The organism is Escherichia ruysiae, assembly GCF_031323975.1.
Lineage (GTDB): Bacteria > Pseudomonadota > Gammaproteobacteria > Enterobacterales > Enterobacteriaceae > Escherichia > Escherichia ruysiae.
Genome location: NZ_JAVIWS010000001.1, coordinates 2,474,122 through 2,493,621 on the forward strand (window position 1 = coordinate 2,474,122; position 19,500 = coordinate 2,493,621).

The window sequence follows — 19,500 nt, forward strand, 5'->3', positions numbered from 1 at the left end:
AACCACGGATTGTAACGTGAGATGGGTCAGGAGGACATATCGCGCATCAAGCCTTTGGTGGTTCGGTGCGGGCAAAACTTTCGCGGCTAAACAAGTTTTCGACCAGTTTGACTAAGTGTGGGCGGTCAACACACCAGCCCGGCGCAACGCGGCGGAAATTGAGATATCCGACGGCACAGGCAATGGCAATAGTCGCCAGATTGACCGTATCGGTTTTGAGCGTGCCATCGACCAGATATCCTTCCAGCACATCCAGACTGCGGTTGATTTTCTCCCGCTGGCGTAACAATTCATCTTCAGACTGCTGCGCCGCCGGACGCGCCTGTTCGCGCACCGATACCAGCCCGGCATCCATAATGCCATCTGCCAGCGCCTCAATTTTACGCACTCGCAACGACTCCAGCGGATCGCGCGGCAACATCGCCGGAGCGACATTCATTAATTCAATATATTCGGCAATGATCGGCGAATCAAACCAACATTCGCCCTCTTCGGTCACCAGCACCGGCACTTTCCCTAACGGGTTAAATTGCGCCACGCCGTTGTCCGCGTTATAGGGCAGTTCATTAATAAATTCGAAAGTTATGCCCTTTTCTAACAACAGAATAGAAAGTTTGCGTACAAACGGGCTGGTGTAGCTACCGATAAGTTTCATGCCATGTCCTTTGTGCGAGGAAAAATATCAGTATGGCTCAGGCTCGCGCAAAACACAGGTGACATAAGTCTCAATGATCCAAATAAAGATAATGCATCCAACTGGTCATTCTCAGCAGCACCTTCCGCATCACCGAAACATGGCTGAAATGGTCGGAATAAACTGCTACCTGGGCGTAGATGCCGTCGGGTAAGGCATCGATATCAGCGTTAGGGTCGAGTTCAATGGTTCCCAGCACACCATCCGTTCCGGGCACGACCGTTAACGATTGCAGCACCCCCTGCGCCTGATACGAACCGCCAGGCACCACCGGCAAAATACTGGTCAGTTTGCCGTGGAATACCTGCCCAGGCAGCGCGTTAAACACCACTTCCGCATCATCGCCTGGTTTCAGACGTAACAGTGAATTTTGCCGGAACTGGGCGACGATTTGCCGTTTTTGCTCAGGGATGAAGACCATTACCGGACGCAGCGGTAAAGCTGCCGCGTAAGTGCCTGGGCGGATCAGTACCTGAGTAACGTAGCCGTTGCTTGGTGCGCGAATAATGGTTTGCTCAAGGTTATATTTTGCTTCAGTAAGTTGCGCTCTTAAGCTGACAATCTGTGATTGCTCACCGTTGACCATGCTGTCGAGCTGGCTCTGGATCTGCGCCTGCTCCGCCACCGAACCTTTCACCAGCGCATCCTGCGCGAGGAAATTCTGCCGCGCGTCGTCGATGTCACGTTCTGAGAACGGATTGACCGTCGCCTGGCTGCCTTTCAGATAACGTTGATAATTTTTAAACAGTCGGTCGCGCTCCGCTGAAACCTGAGTGGTGTTGGCCTGCGCTTCAGTGAGCTGCGCGCGCAGCGTTTTGATATTATGCGTCGCCGTCATCAAATCAGCCTGGAGTCTGTCTACTCGCGCCTGATAACGTACCGGGTCGAGCTTAAAAAGCACTTCGCCCTTTTGAATAAGCTGATTATTTTTGTCGGTGACTTCAGTCACGATCCCCGTCACCTGTGGCGTGATGGGGATAGCTATCACTGCCTTTTGCGCGGTAAAAGTGTAAGGATGGTTGTAGTTCATCAATAAAATCAAACCACTCACCAGAAATACGCCACCCAGCGCCGCCGTCGCCAGCGTCCACTGATTCACCGGAATGCGGAAGATTTTAAATACTGCCCATGCCAGCGCCACGTAAGTTAAAACAATTAACAGATCCATAATCAGATCTCCGGGAACGTGGAATAGTCACTCTTTTTTTCAGCTGCAAGTTGGTGCTCCAGCCGGGAAATACGGTCAGAAAGCGCGGCGATTTCCGGGTCAGTCGCTTTCTCCTGCGACGCAACATGTGACTGCATTCCCCAGCCGCGCTCTGGCTGGTAAAGCGTTGCCCAGATCCACAGAAACGGCCAGATTACATGCAGGGTAAACAGACTTACCCAACCCGCCGTATGAATAGCGTCGGCGTGGGGATGGTTGCGCTTTTTGGCAATAAGATAGGGGATGTCATGTATCGCGATGATTCCATAAAAAATCACCAGAAAGACGAAGATCAGCACTCCCAACGCGAAGTAGTTTAGAAACATATCTGCCTCGGATTCACGCTTATCAGTGTTGTTTTTTGGCTGGCAGCCGGAAGGGAGTCAGGCTGATACTTTGACATTAATCTGCGTTTGCCAATCTCGCCATCACACCGAAGGATAATTTTAAAAGGCGATGAGTTGCTCAGTTACAAAACTGTCTTAAGGCAAAGTCAGAACATGTTGCAGATCACATCAGGTGAATTACCGAAGAAAATATCTTGTGATTCAGATCACAAAGACTCAACAAACCATCAAAATAAAATTGTGACATTACTCACATTTGAATGCCATTTTTAGCGAAAATCGCCGTCTTGTTGTTTTTTTACACAGTCATTTTGTGATGAACGTCACGTCAATTACCTCTCTACCCCCTATATTTATGTGACTGATATCACACAAAAGGCCGCCGACTGGACAGTTAACCGATTCAGTGCCAGATTTCGCAATATCTACAAGGTCCGGCTACCTCTGCCGCCACATTAACAAAAAACCTCGGGCTTCCAGCCTGCGCGACAGCAAACATAAGAAGGGGTGTTTTTATGTCATCCGATATTAAGATCAAAGTGCAAAGCTTTGGTCGTTTCCTCAGCAACATGGTGATGCCAAATATCGGCGCGTTTATCGCGTGGGGTATCATCACCGCGTTATTTATTCCAACAGGGTGGTTACCGAACGAAACGCTGGCGAAGCTGGTCGGGCCGATGATCACTTATCTCCTGCCGCTGCTGATCGGTTATACCGGTGGTAAGCTGGTAGGCGGCGAACGTGGCGGCGTAGTCGGTGCCATCACCACCATGGGCGTTATCGTCGGCGCAGACATGCCGATGTTCCTCGGTTCTATGATTGCAGGTCCGCTGGGCGGCTGGTGCATTAAGCACTTCGACCGCTGGGTAGACGGTAAAATCAAATCCGGTTTTGAGATGCTGGTGAATAACTTCTCCGCTGGCATCATCGGGATGATCCTCGCCATTCTGGCCTTCCTCGGCATTGGCCCGATTGTTGAAGCCCTGTCTAAAATGCTGGCTGCGGGCGTTAACTTCATGGTTGTCCATGACATGCTGCCGCTGGCGTCTATCTTTGTTGAACCGGCGAAAATCCTGTTCCTCAACAACGCCATTAACCACGGTATCTTCTCGCCGCTGGGTATTCAGCAGTCCCATGAACTGGGTAAATCCATCTTCTTCCTGATTGAAGCGAACCCGGGTCCGGGTATGGGCGTGCTGCTGGCGTACATGTTCTTTGGTCGTGGTAGTGCGAAACAGTCTGCGGGCGGTGCGGCAATCATCCACTTCCTGGGTGGTATCCACGAAATCTACTTCCCGTATGTACTGATGAATCCGCGTCTGATTCTGGCCGTTATCCTCGGCGGTATGACTGGCGTGTTCACGCTGACTATCCTGGGCGGTGGTCTGGTTTCTCCGGCATCTCCGGGTTCTATCCTCGCGGTACTGGCGATGACGCCAAAAGGTGCTTACTTCGCTAACATCGCGGGTGTGTGTGCGGCGATGGCGGTCTCCTTCGTTGTCTCTGCTATTTTGCTGAAAACCAGCAAAGTGAAAGAAGAAGACGATATTGAAGCAGCAACTCGTCGTATGCAGGACATGAAAGCTGAGTCTAAAGGTGCGTCTCCGCTGTCTGCGGGCGATGTGACTAACGACCTGAGCCACGTGCGTAAAATCATCGTTGCCTGTGACGCCGGTATGGGTTCCAGTGCGATGGGCGCAGGCGTGCTGCGTAAGAAAATTCAGGATGCAGGTCTGTCGCAGATTTCGGTCACTAACAGCGCGATCAACAACCTGCCGCCGGATGTAGATCTGGTCATCACTCACCGTGACCTGACTGAACGCGCTATGCGCCAGGTGCCGCAGGCACAGCATATTTCGCTGACTAACTTCCTCGACAGCGGCCTGTACACCAGCCTGACCGAACGTCTGGTTGCTGCCCAGCGTCATACTGAAAACGAAGTGAAAGTGAAAGACAGCCTGAAAGACAGCTTTGACGATTCTAACGCCAACCTGTTTAAGCTCGGTGCGGAGAACATCTTCCTCGGTCGCAAAGCAGCCACCAAAGAAGAAGCGATTCGCTTTGCCGGCGAACAACTGGTGAAAGGCGGCTATGTTGAGCCGGAATACGTACAGGCGATGCTGGATCGTGAAAAACTGACCCCGACTTATCTGGGTGAGTCTATCGCAGTGCCGCACGGTACGGTTGAAGCGAAAGATCGCGTACTGAAAACGGGTGTCGTGTTCTGTCAGTATCCGGAAGGTGTGCGCTTCGGTGAAGAAGAAGATGACATTGCCCGCCTGGTGATTGGTATTGCTGCCCGTAATAACGAGCACATTCAGGTTATCACCAGCCTGACCAACGCGCTGGATGATGAGTCCGTCATCGAGCGTCTGGCACACACCACCAGCGTGGATGAAGTGCTGGAACTGCTGGCAGGTCGTAAGTAATCCAGGCCCACCCTCTCCTCATGGAGACGGTGGGGCTGATTGCCTGATGCGCTTTGCTTATCAGGCCTACAAAACAAAGCGCAGTTTGTTAAATTTGCACGTTCTTGTAGGCCGGATAAGGCGTTTACGCCGCATCCGGCGCTGCCCCTCTCCACATGGAGAGGGTTTGGGTGAGGGAAAAGCCTCACCCCAGCCCTCTTGGGTAAAAACATTGATGAAGGTTAATACTATGAAAGCATTACATTTTGGCGCAGGTAATATCGGTCGTGGCTTTATCGGTAAACTGCTGGCAGACGCGGGTATCCAACTGACGTTTGCCGATGTCAATCAGGTGGTACTTGATGCCCTGAATGCCCGTCATAGCTATCAGGTTCACGTTGTCGGCGAAACCGAGCAGGTGGATACCGTTTCCGGCGTAAATGCCGTCAGCAGCATTGGCGACGATGTGGTGGATTTAATCGCCCAGGTTGATTTAGTCACCACCGCAGTTGGCCCGGTCGTGCTGGAACGCATTGCTCCGGCAATCGCCAAAGGGCTGGTAAAACGTAAAGAGCAAGGTAATGACTCCCCGCTGAACATTATCGCCTGTGAAAACATGGTACGCGGCACAACGCAACTGAAAGGCCATGTGATGAACGCCCTGCCGGAAGACGCCAAAGCGTGGGTAGAAGAACACGTTGGCTTTGTTGATTCCGCCGTTGACCGTATCGTACCGCCTTCAGCGTCTGCAACGAACGATCCGCTGGAAGTCACTGTAGAAACCTTCAGCGAATGGATTGTCGATAAAACTCAGTTCAAAGGCACGCTGCCAAACATTCCTGGTATGGAGTTAACCGACAACCTGATGGCGTTTGTCGAACGTAAGCTCTTCACCCTGAACACAGGCCATGCTATAACCGCGTACCTTGGAAAACTGGCGGGTCATCAGACCATTCGTGACGCGATTCTCGACGAGAAAATCCGTGCGGTGGTAAAAGGGGCGATGGAAGAAAGCGGCGCGGTACTGATTAAGCGTTACGGCTTTGACGCGGACAAGCACGCGGCGTACATCCAGAAAATCCTCGGTCGTTTTGAAAACCCGTATCTGAAAGATGATGTTGAGCGCGTAGGCCGTCAGCCACTGCGTAAACTGAGTGCTGGCGACCGTCTGATCAAGCCGCTGCTGGGTACGCTGGAATATAGCTTGCCGCACAAAAATCTGATTGAAGGTATTGCCGCTGCAATGCACTTTTGCAGTGAAGATGATCCTCAGGCACAAGAACTGGCGGCGCTGATTGCCGACAAAGGCCCGCAGGCTGCGCTGGCGCACATTTCCGGGCTTGATGCCAACAGCGAGGTTGTCACCGAGGCAGTAACCGCTTATAACGCAATGCAATAATGATGAACCAGGCGCAGGACTCCCTGCGCCCGAATAACAGATTGTCAGATATGCAGGCAACAATGGAACAAACCCAGGCCTTTGAAAACCGTGTGCTTGAGCGTCTGAATGCTGGCAAAACCGTGCGAAGCTTTCTGATTACCGCCGTCGATCTCCTGACCGAGGCGGTGAATCTTTTGGTGCTTCAGGTATTCCGCAAAGACGATTACGCGGTGAAGTATGCTGTAGAACCGTTACTCGACGGCGATGGTCCGCTGGGCGACCTGTCCGTGCGCTTAAAGCTGATTTATGGGCTTGGCGTAATTAGTCGCCATGAATACGAAGATGCGGAACTGTTGATGGCACTGCGGGAAGAGCTGAACCACGACGGCAACGAGTACGCATTTACCGATGATGAAATTCTTGGGCCATTTGGCGAACTGCATTGCGTGGCGGCACTACCACCGCCGCCACAGTTTGAACCAATAGACTCCAGTTTGTATGCGATGCAAGTTCAGCGTTACCAACAGGCTGTGCGATCAACAATGGTCCTTTCACTGACAGAGCTGATTTCCAAAATCAGCTTAAAAAAAGCCTTTCAAAAGTAAGTACTTTCGCTTACTTCTCCTCTACCGGATTCGGCCGATAAAGTCGGCGATAATATTCCAGACGTTGTAGATATAACGGCACGCTTTCCTCAGGTATACCGGATGGAATCGCGTTACGGGGGGGAAGTTTATTCAGATACTCCCGGAACGCCTGGCTTGATGCCATGAAATCTACGGCTTTATCAATAAGAAGCGGAACGTTTTCACCTAATTTGCCCATAATAATATCTCCGTATTACCCCGCGCCGGGAAAGCGCGACCGCCGATTTTAGTTTAGATCCCGATAAAAATGACATTAAGGAAAACGTGCGAAATCCACAACGCTTGCCCTCACCTTCTGATTATATTGTTTATTAATCAATATATTATATGATTTTTGAACACAAGATTTGTTACCCGACAAAACTATTACAATGCCATCAGTTGTGAACAAAGCACCTGGTCGCGCATACTAGGGGCTATAAATTTATCTTTATCAGAAGTCATCACATGAAAGAAGTCGAAAAAAACGAAATCAAACGTCTCAGCGATCGTCTGGACGCCATCCGTCACCAGCAGGCCGATCTGTCGCTGGTTGAAGCCGCAGACAAATATGCCGAACTGGAAAAAGAGAAAGCTACGCTGGAAGCTGAAATTGCCCGCCTGCGTGAAGTTCATAGCCAGAAACTCAGCAAAGAAGCACAAAAGCTGATGAAGATGCCGTTCCAGCGTGCGATTACCAAAAAAGAACAAGCCGATATGGGTAAGCTGAAGAAGAGTGTCCGTGGGTTAGTCGTAGTGCATCCGATGACCGCACTGGGTCGTGAAATGGGTCTGCAAGAGATGACCGGGTTCTCAAAGACAGCGTTTTAACCCTCTTACCTGTATATCTCCCTCACATCCCGCGTTTCTAAATGCGGGATGCAACAAATATCCTCCTCTTTTTCCTCTGTTTCCTCGTAGAGTCTACTTTTTACCAATGGCACTAAATCTGAAAATGCATTCAGTAAAAGGTTTGGTTCGACGCCTAAAAATGGAAGATATCATTCATAAAATAAAACTTTTGCCGTTATTTTTTCCATCTACATTCTAAAAACTCACCCAAAACATTTATTGTGTGAATATTAAATGAAAGCTATTTTTCTGCTTTAAATGCAGTGTTTGACATCTGATAACCCTCCTCATTAAAATCCGCCTCCCTAACACAATTAAACAATTTTAAAACTTAATAAATAATTTTCATAACAAATATATTCGCAACATTCATAAAGCCAGCCGTATAAATCGCAAAAGCATCAACCACAAATGGACACATCCCTTAGACCGCGTTGGTATCAGGGATGATATGTAAGGATAACTTTATATGAAAGTGAATAAATTATTGATAAGCGTCCTGGCGGCTTCGACAATACTGATGCTGTCAGGTTGTGACTATGTCGAAAAAAACAAAGTCGTTGATGAACTCACAAAACAACAAGAAGAACAAAAGGCCAGAATTGATCAACTCGAAAAACGACTAGAACAAGAAACCAAAAAGACAAACACCATTGAAAAACAAAGCATTAGTCTAATAAACAGTACAAAGCTGCTGGCTCAGGTAGTGAAAGAGATTAAGCATCAGCAAGATACATTTGTCTTTACTGAATTTAACCCCGATCAAACAAAATATTTCATTTTAAATAACGGTTCGGTAGGTATTGCCGGCAGGGTGTTATCTGTTGAAGCAATAGAAAATGGCAGTGTTATTCATATGTCATTGGCCAATTTATTAAGTATTCCCGTATCAAATATTGGTTTTCATGCCACCTGGGGCGGTGAAAGACCGGGTGATCTAAAAGAATATGCCAAATGGCAACAGCTACTATTTAGTACCACCATGAACTCCACGCTGAAATTATTACCAGGGCAATGGCAAGACATTAACTTAACGTTAAAAGGGGTGTCTCCCAATAACCTGAAATACCTGAAGTTGGCTATTAATATGCAGAATATCAACTTCGACAACCTTCCACCTGCTGATAACCGGCAGAAAAAAAGCAAAAAATAAATGCAGTCATTGCACTTATATCAAGGAATAGAGAGCAACAACAATGAACAAAATTTTTAAAGTTATCTGGAACCCTGCGACGGGAAGTTACAGCGTCGCCAGCGAAACGGCAAAAAGCCGTGGGAAAAAGAGCGGGCGCAGCAAGCTGTTAATTTCTGCGCTGGTTGCAGGTGGGATGATGTCGTCGTTTGGGGCAGGTGCTTCTGTCAGTCTTGATGGTGGTACATATTCTGATGGCACCGAACTTACTGATGCATGGATTGCTATTGGTAAAGGTGCGAAAGCTTCCTCTGTAGGCGGTAGCACAGCAAGTATTTCTATTGGGGTAAATGCAATCTCTGCTGCTGGGGCTACTGCAGTGGGTTATAACAGTAATGCTACTGGACAAAGTTCAGTATCAATGGGGCAGCTATCGAAAGCCACAGGGAGCAGGGGGGTTGCTATCGGCAGTGGCGCTAGTGCCATTGGCGACTATACAGTTGCATTAGCGGTTGGCTCCAGTGCTAGCGGTGAGAGTGCAGTGGCAATAGGTCAAGGTTCCGGAGCCCAAAATAAAGGTAGTGTTGCGTTAGGTAACAGAGCGTCATCATTAGGAGAAAAATCGGTAGCACTAGGGGTAGACAGTAAGGCCACTGGTGACGATAGCCTGGCATTAGGTAGAAACGCCTTGGGCAATAGCACAGGTTCCATTGCAATGGGTGCCGACGCTCAGGCAAATGGTTTATATAGCCTGGCATTGGGTTCAAACAGCATAGCTAACGCGGACAATACCGTTGCGCTCGGATATGGTGCCAATGCAGCCAAAGCTGGAGCAATGGCTTTCGGTCAGGCAGGAAAGGCAGATGGTGTAAATTCTATTGCGTTGGGTAATAACAGTCAGTCAAGCAGCGAAAACAGTATTGCGCTTGGACAAGAAAGCTATGCTGGTAGTGAAAAAAGTCTTGCGATTGGTAGCCTGTCCAACGTAACTGGTGTTAACTCCGTTGCTCTGGGTACAGAGTCTACTGCCGTGGAAGATAATACTGTTTCAGTGGGTAACGATACGCTGCAGCGTAAAATTGTCCATATGGCAAAAGGCGATATTAGCAGTACCAGTACTGATGCTATCAATGGTTCACAGCTTTATGATATCAGTAAGTCAGTCGCAGACCGTCTGGGCGGCGGCGCCTCAGTGAGCACTGCCGGGATTGTTAATGCTCCTAACTACAAACTGCAAAGTGGCTCCTTTACTAATGTTGGCGACGCGTTAAAGGGTATTGATGATAATACATTACAATGGGACTCAGTTAAAAAAGTCTACAGTGCAAAACACGGTTCCGATGCCACCAGCAAAATCACCAACGTTACGGCGGGTGAGCTGAACGCATCCAGTACCGATGCGGTTAACGGCTCGCAGTTAAAAACCACTAACGACAATGTGGCAACCAACACCACTAATATCAGCAACCTGACTGGCGATGTTGCTAACAACACCACTAACATCACTAACCTGACGAATGACGTTGCCGCCAACACCACCAATATCACTAACCTGACTGATACGGTGACTAACCTTGGTGAAGATGCGCTGAAATGGGATGACACCGCTGGCGTATTCACTGCCGCACACGGCACTGAAGCCACCAGCAAAATCACTAACGTTACGGCGGGTGAGCTGACGGAGACCAGTACCGATGCGGTTAACGGTTCTCAGTTGAAAACCACTAACGATAACGTGGCAACCAACACCACTAATATCACCAACCTGACTGGCGATGTTGCTAACAACACCACCAATATCACTAACCTGACTGATACGGTGAATAGCCTCGGTGAAGATGCGCTGAAATGGGATGACGCCGCTGGCGTATTCACTGCCGCACACGGCACTGAAGCCACCAGCAAAATCACTAACGTTACGGCGGGTGAACTGACGGAGACCAGTACCGATGCCGTTAACGGTTCTCAGTTGAAAACCACTAACGATAACGTGGCAACCAACACCACCAATATCAGCAACCTGACCGGCGAAGTTGCTAACAACACCACCAACATCACTAACCTGACGAATGATGTTGCCGCCAACACCACCAGTATCACCAACCTGACTGATACAGTGACTAACCTTGGTGCCGACGCGCTGGCATGGGATGACGCCTCAGGTGCATTCACCGCCGCACACGGCACCGAAGCCACCAGCAAAATCACTAACGTTACGGCGGGTGAGCTGACGGAGACCAGTACCGATGCCATTAACGGTTCTCAGTTAAAAACCACTAACGACAATGTGGCAACCAACACCACTAACATCGCTACTAACACCACCAACATCACCAATCTGACTGATACGGTGAACAACCTCGGTGAAGATGCGCTGAAATGGGATGACGCCGCAAGCGCATTCACCGCTGCACACGGCACCGAAACCACCAGCAAAATAACTAACGTCACCGCTGGAACAATCTCGTCTACCAGTACCGACGCTGTTAACGGTGGGCAACTCTTTAGCTTAAGTGATTCACTGGCAGACTATTTTGGCGGTAACGCCTCGGTTGATGAAAACGGTGTATTTACTGGCCCGTCCTACACCATCGGTAGCAACAGCTACGATAACGTAGGTGATGCGCTGGCGGCGATTAACACCTCCTTTAGCACTTCACTGGGCGACGCTCTGCTGTGGGATGAAACGGCAAGTGCATTCAGCGCCGGCCACGGTGGCAATGCCAGCAAAATTACCAATGTCGCAAACGGTACTATTTCTGAAACCAGCACCGATGCTATCAATGGTGGGCAACTCTACGGTGTGAGCAACTCTGTTGTTGATGCCCTGGGCGGTGGCGCCGCAGTAAATGCTGACGGTAGCATCAGTGCGCCGACGTACTCCATTGCTGATACCGATTACAATAACGTCGGTGATGCTCTGGACGCGATCGACTCAACCCTGGATGATGCGCTGCTCTGGGACGCAACCGCCGGTGAAAATGGTGCGTTCAGCGCCAGCCGCGATGGCAAAGCCAGCGTAATCACTAATGTTGCTAATGGTGATATTTCTGAAACCAGTACTGATGCAATTAATGGTTCACAGTTGTTCGCCACCAACACGTTGATCAATCAGCAAAATGAGATCATCAACCAGATTGCCGGTAATACCAGCATAGACTACATCGAAGAGAACGGTGCGGGTCTGAACTATGCGCGTACTAATGACACCGGCTTAACCTTTATTGATGCGAGCGCATCAGGTACTGGCGCTACAGCGGTGGGTTATAACGCTGTCGCTTCCGGCGAAAGCAGTGTCGCAATTGGTCAGAATAGCAGCAGCAGCGTTGATACTGGTATCGCGCTGGGTAGCGAATCCGTCTCCAGCCGTGTGATTGTTAAAGGTTCTCGTAACACCAGCGTAACCGAAGAAGGCGTTGTGATTGGTTACGACACCACTGACGGCGAACTGCTTGGCGCATTGTCGATTGGCGATGATGGTAAGTACCGTCAGATCATCAACGTTGCTGATGGTACTGAATCCCATGACGCCGTGACTGTACGCCAGTTGCAAAACGCCATTGGTGCTGTCGCCACTACGCCGACCAAGTACTACCATGCCAACTCAACGGAAGAAGATTCACTGGCGGTAGGTACTGACTCGCTGGCGATGGGCGCGAAAACTATCGTTAATGCTGACGCGGGTATTGGTATCGGCCTGAACACTCTGGTTCTGCCAGATGCCATCAACGGTATTGCTATCGGTTCTAACGCACGCGCCAACCATGCAAACAGTATTGCAATGGGTAATGGTTCTCAGACCACTCGCGGCGCTCAGACTGGCTACACCGCCTACAACATGGACGCGCCGCAGAACTCTGTCGGTGAGTTCTCTGTCGGCAGTGAAGACGGTCAACGTCAGATCACTAATGTCGCGGCGGGTTCGGCAGATACCGATGCCGTTAACGTTGGTCAGTTGAAAGTGACGGACGCACAGGTTTCCCAGAACACCCAGAGCATTACTAACCTGAATACTCAGGTAACGAATCTGGATACCCGCGTCACCAATATCGAAAACGGTATTGGCGATATCGTAAGCACCGGTAGCACCAAGTACTTCAAGACCAACACCGATGGCGTAGATGCTAACGCGCAGGGTAAAGACAGTGTTGCGATTGGCTCTGGCTCTATTGCTGCCGCTGATAACAGCGTTGCGCTGGGTACTGGCTCTGTGGCAAACGAAGAAAATACGATCTCCGTAGGTTCTTCCACTAACCAACGCCGTATCACCAACGTTGCCGCTGGTAAAAATGCTACTGACGCGGTTAACGTTGCGCAGTTGAAGTCTTCCGAAGCAGGCGGCGTGCGCTATGACACCAAAGCTGACGGTTCTGTTGATTACAGCAACATCACTCTCGGCGGTGGTAATGGCGGAACGACTCGCATCAGCAACGTTTCCGCTGGCGTTAACAACAACGACGCGGTGAACTACGCGCAGTTGAAGCAAAGCGTGCAGGAAACGAAGCAATACACCGATCAGCGCATGGTTGAGATGGATAACAAACTGTCCAAAACCGAAAGCAAGTTGAGCGGTGGTATCGCTTCTGCAATGGCGATGACCGGTCTGCCGCAGGCTTACACGCCAGGTGCCAGCATGGCCTCCATTGGTGGCGGTACATACAACGGTGAATCGGCTGTTGCTTTAGGTGTGTCGATGGTGAGCGCCAACGGTCGTTGGGTCTACAAATTACAAGGTAGTACCAATAGCCAGGGTGAATACTCCGCCGCACTTGGTGCCGGTATTCAGTGGTAATGACCCATTAAGTTAGTGTGACTAAGGGCAATTCTCTGAGGAGGGTTGCCCTTTTTTTGTTTGAAAATTGCACAAATTGTGACTTCGGCTTTTTGACATTAGCTTGAGGCTACATGCGCGCTGCCCCTCTCACCCCGACCCTCTCCCCAAAGGGGCGAGGGGGAAAAACGTGCTGCATCTGATACCGTGCATAATGGTTTTCTTGCATTGCCGGGCTGATGTGGGGTCTCGTGCGCGCTGCCCCCTCACCCCGGAGCTCTCCCCAAAGGGGCGAGGGAGAAAAACGTGCTGCATCTGATACCGTGCATAATGGTTTTCTTGCATCGCCGGGCTGGTGTGGGGTCTCGTGCGCGCTGCCCCCCTCACCCCGACCCTCTCCCCAAAGGGGCGAGGGGGAAAAACGTGTTGCATCTGATACCGTGCATAATGGTTTTCTTGCATTGCCGCGCTGGTGTGGGGTCTCGTGCGCGCTGCCCCTCTCACCCCGACCCTCTCCCCAAAGGGGCGAGGGGAAAAACGTGCTGCATCTGATACCGTGCATAATGGTTTTCTTGCATCGCCGGGCTGGTGTGGGGTCTCGTGCGCGCTGCCCCTCTCACCCCGACCCTCTCCCCAAAGGGGCGAGGGGGAAAAACGTGCTGCATCTGATACCGTGCATAATGGTTTTCTTGCATTGCCGGGCTGGTGTGGGGCATCGTGCGCGCTGCCCCCCTCACCCCGACCCTCTCCCCAAAGGGGCGAGGGGGAAAACGTGCTGCATCTGATACCGTGCATAATGGTTTTCTTGCATCTCCGGGCTGGTGTGGGGTCTCGTGCGCGCTGCCCCCCTCACCCCGACCCTCTCCCCAAAGGGGCGAGGGGGAAAACGTGCTGCATCTGATACCGTGCATAATGGTTTTCTTGCATCGCCGGGCTGGTGTGGGGTCTCGTGCGCGCTGACCCTCTCACCCCGACCCTCTCACCAAAGGGGCGAGGGGGAAAAACGTGCTGCATTTGATACCGTGCATAATGGTTTTCTTGCATTGCTGAAGGACGCGCTCCATCTAACACCGAGCACAATCAGTCCCCTCGCCCCTCCGGGGAGAGGGTTAGGGTGAGGGGCACAAGCCAGCTCCGCAGCAAATTTTTCTCCCCCACAATAATTGGCCCTACCAATTCTTCGCTTATCTGACCTCTGGTTCACAGTTCCCCAATTAAAACTCACATTAACGTTGCCAATGCATAACATTTAGTTAACCATTCATTGTCATTATCCCTACACAACAAAATTGGCAGTGCCACTTTTACACAACGTGTGACAAGCAGATGAGCAACAGACTCATTACACGATGTGCGTGGCCTCCAGGAGACCTGCAATGAATCTCTGGCAACAAAACTACGATCCCGCCGGGAATATCTGGCTTTCCAGCCTGATAGCATCGCTTCCCATCCTGTTTTTTTTCTTTGCGCTTATTAAGCTCAAACTAAAAGGCTATGTCGCCGCCACATGGACAGTCGTTATCGCTCTGACCGTCGCGCTATTGTTCTACAAAATGCCGGTCGCCAATGCGCTGGCCTCAGTGGTTTATGGCTTCTTCTACGGTTTGTGGCCCATCGCGTGGATCATTATTGCAGCGGTGTTCGTCTATAAGATCTCGGTGAAAACCGGACAGTTTGACATCATCCGCTCATCTATTCTTTCAATAACCCCTGACCAGCGCCTGCAAATGCTGATCGTCGGTTTCTGTTTCGGCGCATTTCTCGAAGGTGCCGCAGGCTTTGGCGCACCGGTAGCAATTACCGCCGCATTGCTGGTCGGGCTGGGCTTTAAACCGCTGTACGCCGCCGGGTTGTGCCTGATTGTTAACACCGCGCCGGTGGCATTTGGCGCGATGGGCATTCCGATTCTGGTTGCCGGACAGGTGACAGGCATCGACAGCTTTGAGATTGGCCAGATGGTGGGACGTCAGCTACCGTTTATGACCATTATCGTGCTGTTCTGGATCATGGCGATTATGGACGGCTGGCGCGGTATCAAAGAAACCTGGCCTGCGGTCGTGGTTGCGGGCGGCTCGTTTGCCATCGCACAGTACCTTAGCTCTAACTTTATTGGGCCGGAACTGCCGGACATTATCTCTTCGCTGGTATCGCTGCTCTGCCTGACACTGTTCCTCAAACGTTGGCAGCCGGTGCGCGTCTTCCGCTTCGGCGATCTGGGTGCATCCCAGGTTGATATGACGCTGGCTCACACCGGTTACACCGCAGGTCAGGTGTTACGTGCCTGGACACCGTTCCTGTTCCTGACCGCCACCGTAACGCTGTGGAGTATTCCGCCGTTTAAAGCCTTGTTCGCTTCGGGTGGTGTGCTGTATGAGTGGGTGATCAACATTCCGGTGCCGTATCTCGACAAACTGGTTGCCCGTATGCCGCCAGTTGTCAGCGAAGCCACTGCCTATGCCGCCGTATTTAAGTTTGACTGGTTCTCTGCCACCGGTACTGCCATTCTGTTTGCTGCGCTGCTCTCTATCGTCTGGCTGAAGATGAAACCCTCTGACGCCATCAGCACCTTCGGCAGCACACTGAAAGAACTGGCGCTCCCCATCTACTCCATCGGCATGGTGCTGGCGTTCGCCTTTATCTCGAACTATTCAGGGCTGTCGTCAACGCTGGCGCTGGCACTGGCACACACCGGTCATGCATTCACCTTCTTCTCGCCGTTCCTCGGCTGGCTGGGGGTATTCCTGACCGGATCGGATACGTCATCTAACGCCCTGTTTGCCGCGCTGCAAGCCACCGCAGCACAACAAATTGGCGTCTCTGATCTGTTGCTGGTTGCTGCCAACACCACCGGCGGCGTCACCGGCAAGATGATCTCCCCGCAGTCCATCGCCATTGCCTGTGCGGCGGTAGGACTCGTGGGCAAAGAGTCAGATCTGTTCCGCTTTACTGTCAAACACAGCCTGATCTTCACCTGTATGGTGGGCGTGATTACCACGCTTCAGGCCTACGTCTTAACGTGGATGATTCCGTAATGATGGTTATACCCAGACGCCTGTCAGACGAGGTAGCTTCCCGTGTGCGGGCGCTGATTGATGAACAAAATCTGGAACCGGGCATGAAGTTGCCCGCTGAACGCCAACTGGCGATGCAGCTCGGCGTGTCGCGCAATTCCCTGCGCGAGGCGCTGGCAAAACTGGTCAGTGAAGGTGTGCTGCTTAGTCGTCGCGGTGGCGGGACGTTTATCCGCTGGCGCCATGACGCGTGGTCGGAGCAAAACATCGTCCAGCCGCTGAAAACGCTAATGGCCGATGATCCGGATTACAGCTTCGATATTCTGGAAGCCCGCTACGCCATTGAGGCCAGCACCGCCTGGCACGCAGCAATGCGTGCCACACAAGCCGATAAAGAAAAGATACAGCTCTGCTTTGAAGCGACGCTGAGTGAAGACCCGGATCTCGCCTCGCAAGCGGACGTTCGTTTTCACCTGGCAATTGCCGAAGCCTCACATAACATCGTGCTGCTGCAAACCATGCGCGGTTTCTTTGATGTCCTGCAATCTTCAGTGATGCAAAGTCGTCAGCGGATGTATCTGGTGCCGCCCGTTTTTTCGCAACTGACTGAACAGCATCAGGCGGTCATTAACGCCATTTTTGCCGGTGATGCCGACGGTGCGCGTAAAGCAATGATGTCGCACCTCAGCTTTGTCCACACCACCATGAAACGATTCGATGAAGATCAGGCTCGCCGTGCACGCATTACCCGCCTGCCCGGTGAGCATAATGAGCATTCGAGGGAGAAAAACGCATGATTATTTCCGCAGCCAGCGATTATCGCGCCGCAGCGCAACGCATTTTGCCGCCGTTCCTGTTCCACTATATGGATGGTGGTGCATATTCTGAATACACGCTGCGCCGCAACGTGGAGGATTTGTCAGAAGTGGCGCTGCGCCAACGCATTCTGAAAAACATGTCCGACTTAAGCCTGGAAACGACGCTGTTTAATGAAAAGCTGTCGATGCCAGTGGCGCTGGCTCCGGTGGGTTTGTGCGGCATGTATGCGCGTCGCGGCGAAGTTCAGGCAGCCAAAGCGGCTGATGCTCACGGCATTCCGTTTACTCTCTCAACGGTTTCAGTTTGCCCGATTGAAGAAGTCGCTCCAGCTATCAAACGTCCGATGTGGTTCCAGCTTTATGTGCTGCGCGATCGCGGCTTTATGCGTAACGCACTGGAACGGGCAAAAGCGGCGGGCTGTTCGACACTGGTTTTCACTGTGGATATGCCGACGCCGGGTGCGCGTTATCGTGATGCACATTCTGGTATGAGCGGCCCGAACGCTGCAATGCGCCGCTACTTGCAGGCGGTGACGCATCCGCAATGGGCATGGGATGTCGGCCTGAACGGTCGTCCGCATGATTTAGGTAATATTTCGGCCTATCTCGGTAAACCGACCGGACTGGAAGATTACATCGGCTGGCTGGGGAATAACTTCGATCCGTCCATCTCATGGAAAGACCTTGAGTGGATCCGCGATTTCTGGGATGGCCCGATGGTGATCAAAGGGATCCTCGACCCGGAAGATGCGCGTGATGCAGTACGTTTTGGTGCTGATGGGATTGTGGTTTCTAACCACGGTGGCCGCCAGCTGGACGGTGTACTCTCTTCCGCTCGTGCGCTGCCTGCTATCGCGGATGCGGTGAAAGGTGATATCGCCATTCTGGCAGATAGCGGGATTCGTAACGGACTTGATGTCGTGCGTATGATCGCGCTCGGTGCCGATACCGTACTGCTGGGTCGTGCGTTCCTGTATGCGCTGGCAACAGCGGGTCAGGCGGGCGTGGCGAACTTGCTGAATCTGATCGAGAAAGAGATGAAAGTGGCGATGACGCTGACTGGCGCGAAATCCATCAGTGAGATTACGGAAGATTCGCTGGTTCAGGGGCTGGGTAAAGAGTTGCCTGCGGCACTGGCTCCGATGGCGAAAGGGAATGCAGCATAGTCGTTTGCGCCCCCTCACCCTAACCCTCTCCCTCAGGGAGAGGGAACCGATCGGCGCTGTCTGTACTCCCTCAGGCTGAAAACAATTCCTCGCCCTATTTTCCTCCTGGCTTCTTTAAGGTGAGGAGAAAAGACCTTACCTGCCCGACACTACATTGTCTCCCTCACCTTTTCTCCCTCGCCCCTCCGGGGAGAGGGAACCGATCGGCGCTGTCTGTACTCCCTCAGGCTGAAAACAATTCCTCGCCCTATTTTCCTCCTGGCTTCTTTAAGGTGAGGAGAAAAGACCTTACCTGCCCGACACTACATTGTCTCCCTCACCTTTTCTCCCTCGCCCCTCCGGGGAGAGGGAACCGATCGACGCTGTCTGTACTCCCTCAGGCTAAAAACAATTCCTCGCCCTATTTTCCTCCAGGCTTCTTTAAGGTGAGGAGAAAAGACCTTACCTGCTCGACACTACATTGTCTCCCCTCACTCTGAAACGACACCGCACTCTTTTTTTCTCCCTCGCCCCTCCGGGGAGAGGGCCGGGGTGAGGGGAAAAGGCCGCACTAATCCCCGATTTTCTGCTATCCTGCCCCCGCACTAAGGGGGCAGTATGCTAAACATCGTACTTTACGAACCAGAAATTCCGCCAAACACTGGCAACATCATCCGTCTTTGCGCTAATACCGGCTTTCGTCTGCATATCATCGAACCGATGGGATTTGCCTGGGACGATAAGCGCCTGCGCCGCGCGGGGCTGGACTATCACGAGTTTACTGCCGTTACGCGTCATCATGACTATAGCGCGTTCCTTAGAGCAGAAAATCCCCAGCGTCTGTTTGCCCTCACCACTAAAGGCACACCCGCCCATAGCGCCGTAAGCTATCAGGATGGCGACTATCTGATGTTCGGCCCGGAAACACGCGGCCTGCCAGCAAGCATTCTTGATGTCCTGCCCGCTGAACAAAAAATTCGGATTCCGATGGTGCCGGACAGCCGCAGCATGAACCTGTCCAATGCAGTGTCGGTCGTGGTGTATGAAGCCTGGCGGCAGTTGGGATATCCGGGAGCGGTGTTGAGAGATTAGTTACGCCAGGCCGGAT

The 19,500-nt window shown here is 51.7% G+C and carries 14 protein-coding genes; 10 read left to right on the forward strand and 4 right to left on the reverse strand.

Annotated elements, in window-relative coordinates:
- Window positions 1–46: 46 nt before the first annotated feature.
- From RGV86_RS12010 to RGV86_RS12020, 3 genes are all read right to left on the reverse strand, one after another.
- A complete protein-coding gene (locus RGV86_RS12010) occupies window positions 47–655 on the reverse strand; it encodes a glutathione S-transferase (protein ID WP_000766696.1) in 609 nt (202 codons plus the stop codon).
- A gap of 70 nt (window positions 656–725) precedes the next feature.
- The gene (locus tag RGV86_RS12015) at window positions 726–1,862 is read right to left on the reverse strand and encodes an HlyD family secretion protein (RefSeq protein ID WP_000364945.1); all 1,137 of its coding nucleotides are present in this window, start codon (window positions 1,860–1,862) and stop codon (window positions 726–728) included.
- A 2-nt stretch (window positions 1,863–1,864) separates the two neighbouring features.
- Window positions 1,865–2,227: a DUF3302 domain-containing protein gene (locus tag RGV86_RS12020; protein ID WP_000479623.1), complete on the reverse strand. Its 363-nt coding sequence runs from the start codon at window positions 2,225–2,227 to the stop codon at window positions 1,865–1,867.
- Window positions 2,228–2,763: 536 nt separating this feature from the next.
- Between RGV86_RS12020 and mtlA the strand changes: the two genes are divergently transcribed.
- From mtlA to mtlR, 3 genes are all read left to right on the forward strand, one after another.
- Complete coding sequence (gene mtlA / locus RGV86_RS12025) at window positions 2,764–4,677, forward strand: PTS mannitol transporter subunit IICBA (protein WP_000093249.1); 1,914 nt, start codon at window positions 2,764–2,766, stop codon at window positions 4,675–4,677.
- A gap of 229 nt (window positions 4,678–4,906) precedes the next feature.
- The gene (gene mtlD, locus RGV86_RS12030; RefSeq protein WP_000645415.1) at window positions 4,907–6,055 is read left to right on the forward strand and encodes a mannitol-1-phosphate 5-dehydrogenase; all 1,149 of its coding nucleotides are present in this window, start codon (window positions 4,907–4,909) and stop codon (window positions 6,053–6,055) included.
- Complete coding sequence (gene mtlR, locus RGV86_RS12035; RefSeq protein WP_000981833.1) at window positions 6,055–6,642, forward strand: mannitol operon repressor MtlR; 588 nt, start codon at window positions 6,055–6,057, stop codon at window positions 6,640–6,642. The genes mtlD and mtlR overlap by 1 nt, the downstream gene beginning before the upstream one ends.
- A 10-nt stretch (window positions 6,643–6,652) precedes the next feature.
- Here mtlR and yibT read toward each other — a convergent pair whose 3' ends face one another.
- Window positions 6,653–6,862 carry a protein YibT gene (gene yibT / locus RGV86_RS12040; protein ID WP_000517102.1) on the reverse strand — a complete coding sequence of 70 codons (210 nt, stop codon included), beginning with the start codon at window positions 6,860–6,862 and terminating at the stop codon, window positions 6,653–6,655.
- 269 nt (window positions 6,863–7,131) lie between these two features.
- Here yibT and RGV86_RS12045 point away from each other — a divergent pair, with 269 nt between their 5' ends.
- The 7 genes from RGV86_RS12045 (at window position 7,132) to trmL (ending at window position 19,484) form a co-directional block, all read left to right on the forward strand.
- Window positions 7,132–7,494 carry a YibL family ribosome-associated protein gene (locus RGV86_RS12045; RefSeq protein WP_000665680.1) on the forward strand — a complete coding sequence of 121 codons (363 nt, stop codon included), beginning with the start codon at window positions 7,132–7,134 and terminating at the stop codon, window positions 7,492–7,494.
- Between the two features lie 490 nt (window positions 7,495–7,984).
- The gene (locus RGV86_RS12050; RefSeq protein WP_000867584.1) at window positions 7,985–8,668 is read left to right on the forward strand and encodes a SadB/YajI family lipoprotein; all 684 of its coding nucleotides are present in this window, start codon (window positions 7,985–7,987) and stop codon (window positions 8,666–8,668) included.
- 43 nt (window positions 8,669–8,711) lie between these two features.
- A complete protein-coding gene (locus RGV86_RS12055) occupies window positions 8,712–13,439 on the forward strand; it encodes a YadA-like family protein (protein WP_137598376.1) in 4,728 nt (1,575 codons plus the stop codon).
- A 1,355-nt stretch (window positions 13,440–14,794) separates the two neighbouring features.
- Window positions 14,795–16,450: an L-lactate permease gene (lldP, locus tag RGV86_RS12060; protein WP_001055315.1), complete on the forward strand. Its 1,656-nt coding sequence runs from the start codon at window positions 14,795–14,797 to the stop codon at window positions 16,448–16,450.
- Window positions 16,450–17,226 carry a transcriptional regulator LldR gene (lldR, locus tag RGV86_RS12065; protein WP_032226810.1) on the forward strand — a complete coding sequence of 259 codons (777 nt, stop codon included), beginning with the start codon at window positions 16,450–16,452 and terminating at the stop codon, window positions 17,224–17,226. The genes lldP and lldR overlap by 1 nt, the downstream gene beginning before the upstream one ends.
- Window positions 17,223–18,413 (forward strand): quinone-dependent L-lactate dehydrogenase, encoded by a 1,191-nt coding sequence (lldD, locus tag RGV86_RS12070; RefSeq protein WP_000586957.1) that lies wholly within the window; start codon window positions 17,223–17,225, stop codon window positions 18,411–18,413. Before lldR ends, lldD begins: the two co-directional genes overlap by 4 nt.
- Window positions 18,414–19,010: 597 nt before the next feature.
- On the forward strand, window positions 19,011–19,484 hold the full coding sequence (gene trmL, locus RGV86_RS12075) for a tRNA (uridine(34)/cytosine(34)/5-carboxymethylaminomethyluridine(34)-2'-O)-methyltransferase TrmL (protein ID WP_000932360.1): 474 nt from the start codon (window positions 19,011–19,013) through the stop codon (window positions 19,482–19,484).
- Window positions 19,485–19,500: the final 16 nt, after the last annotated feature.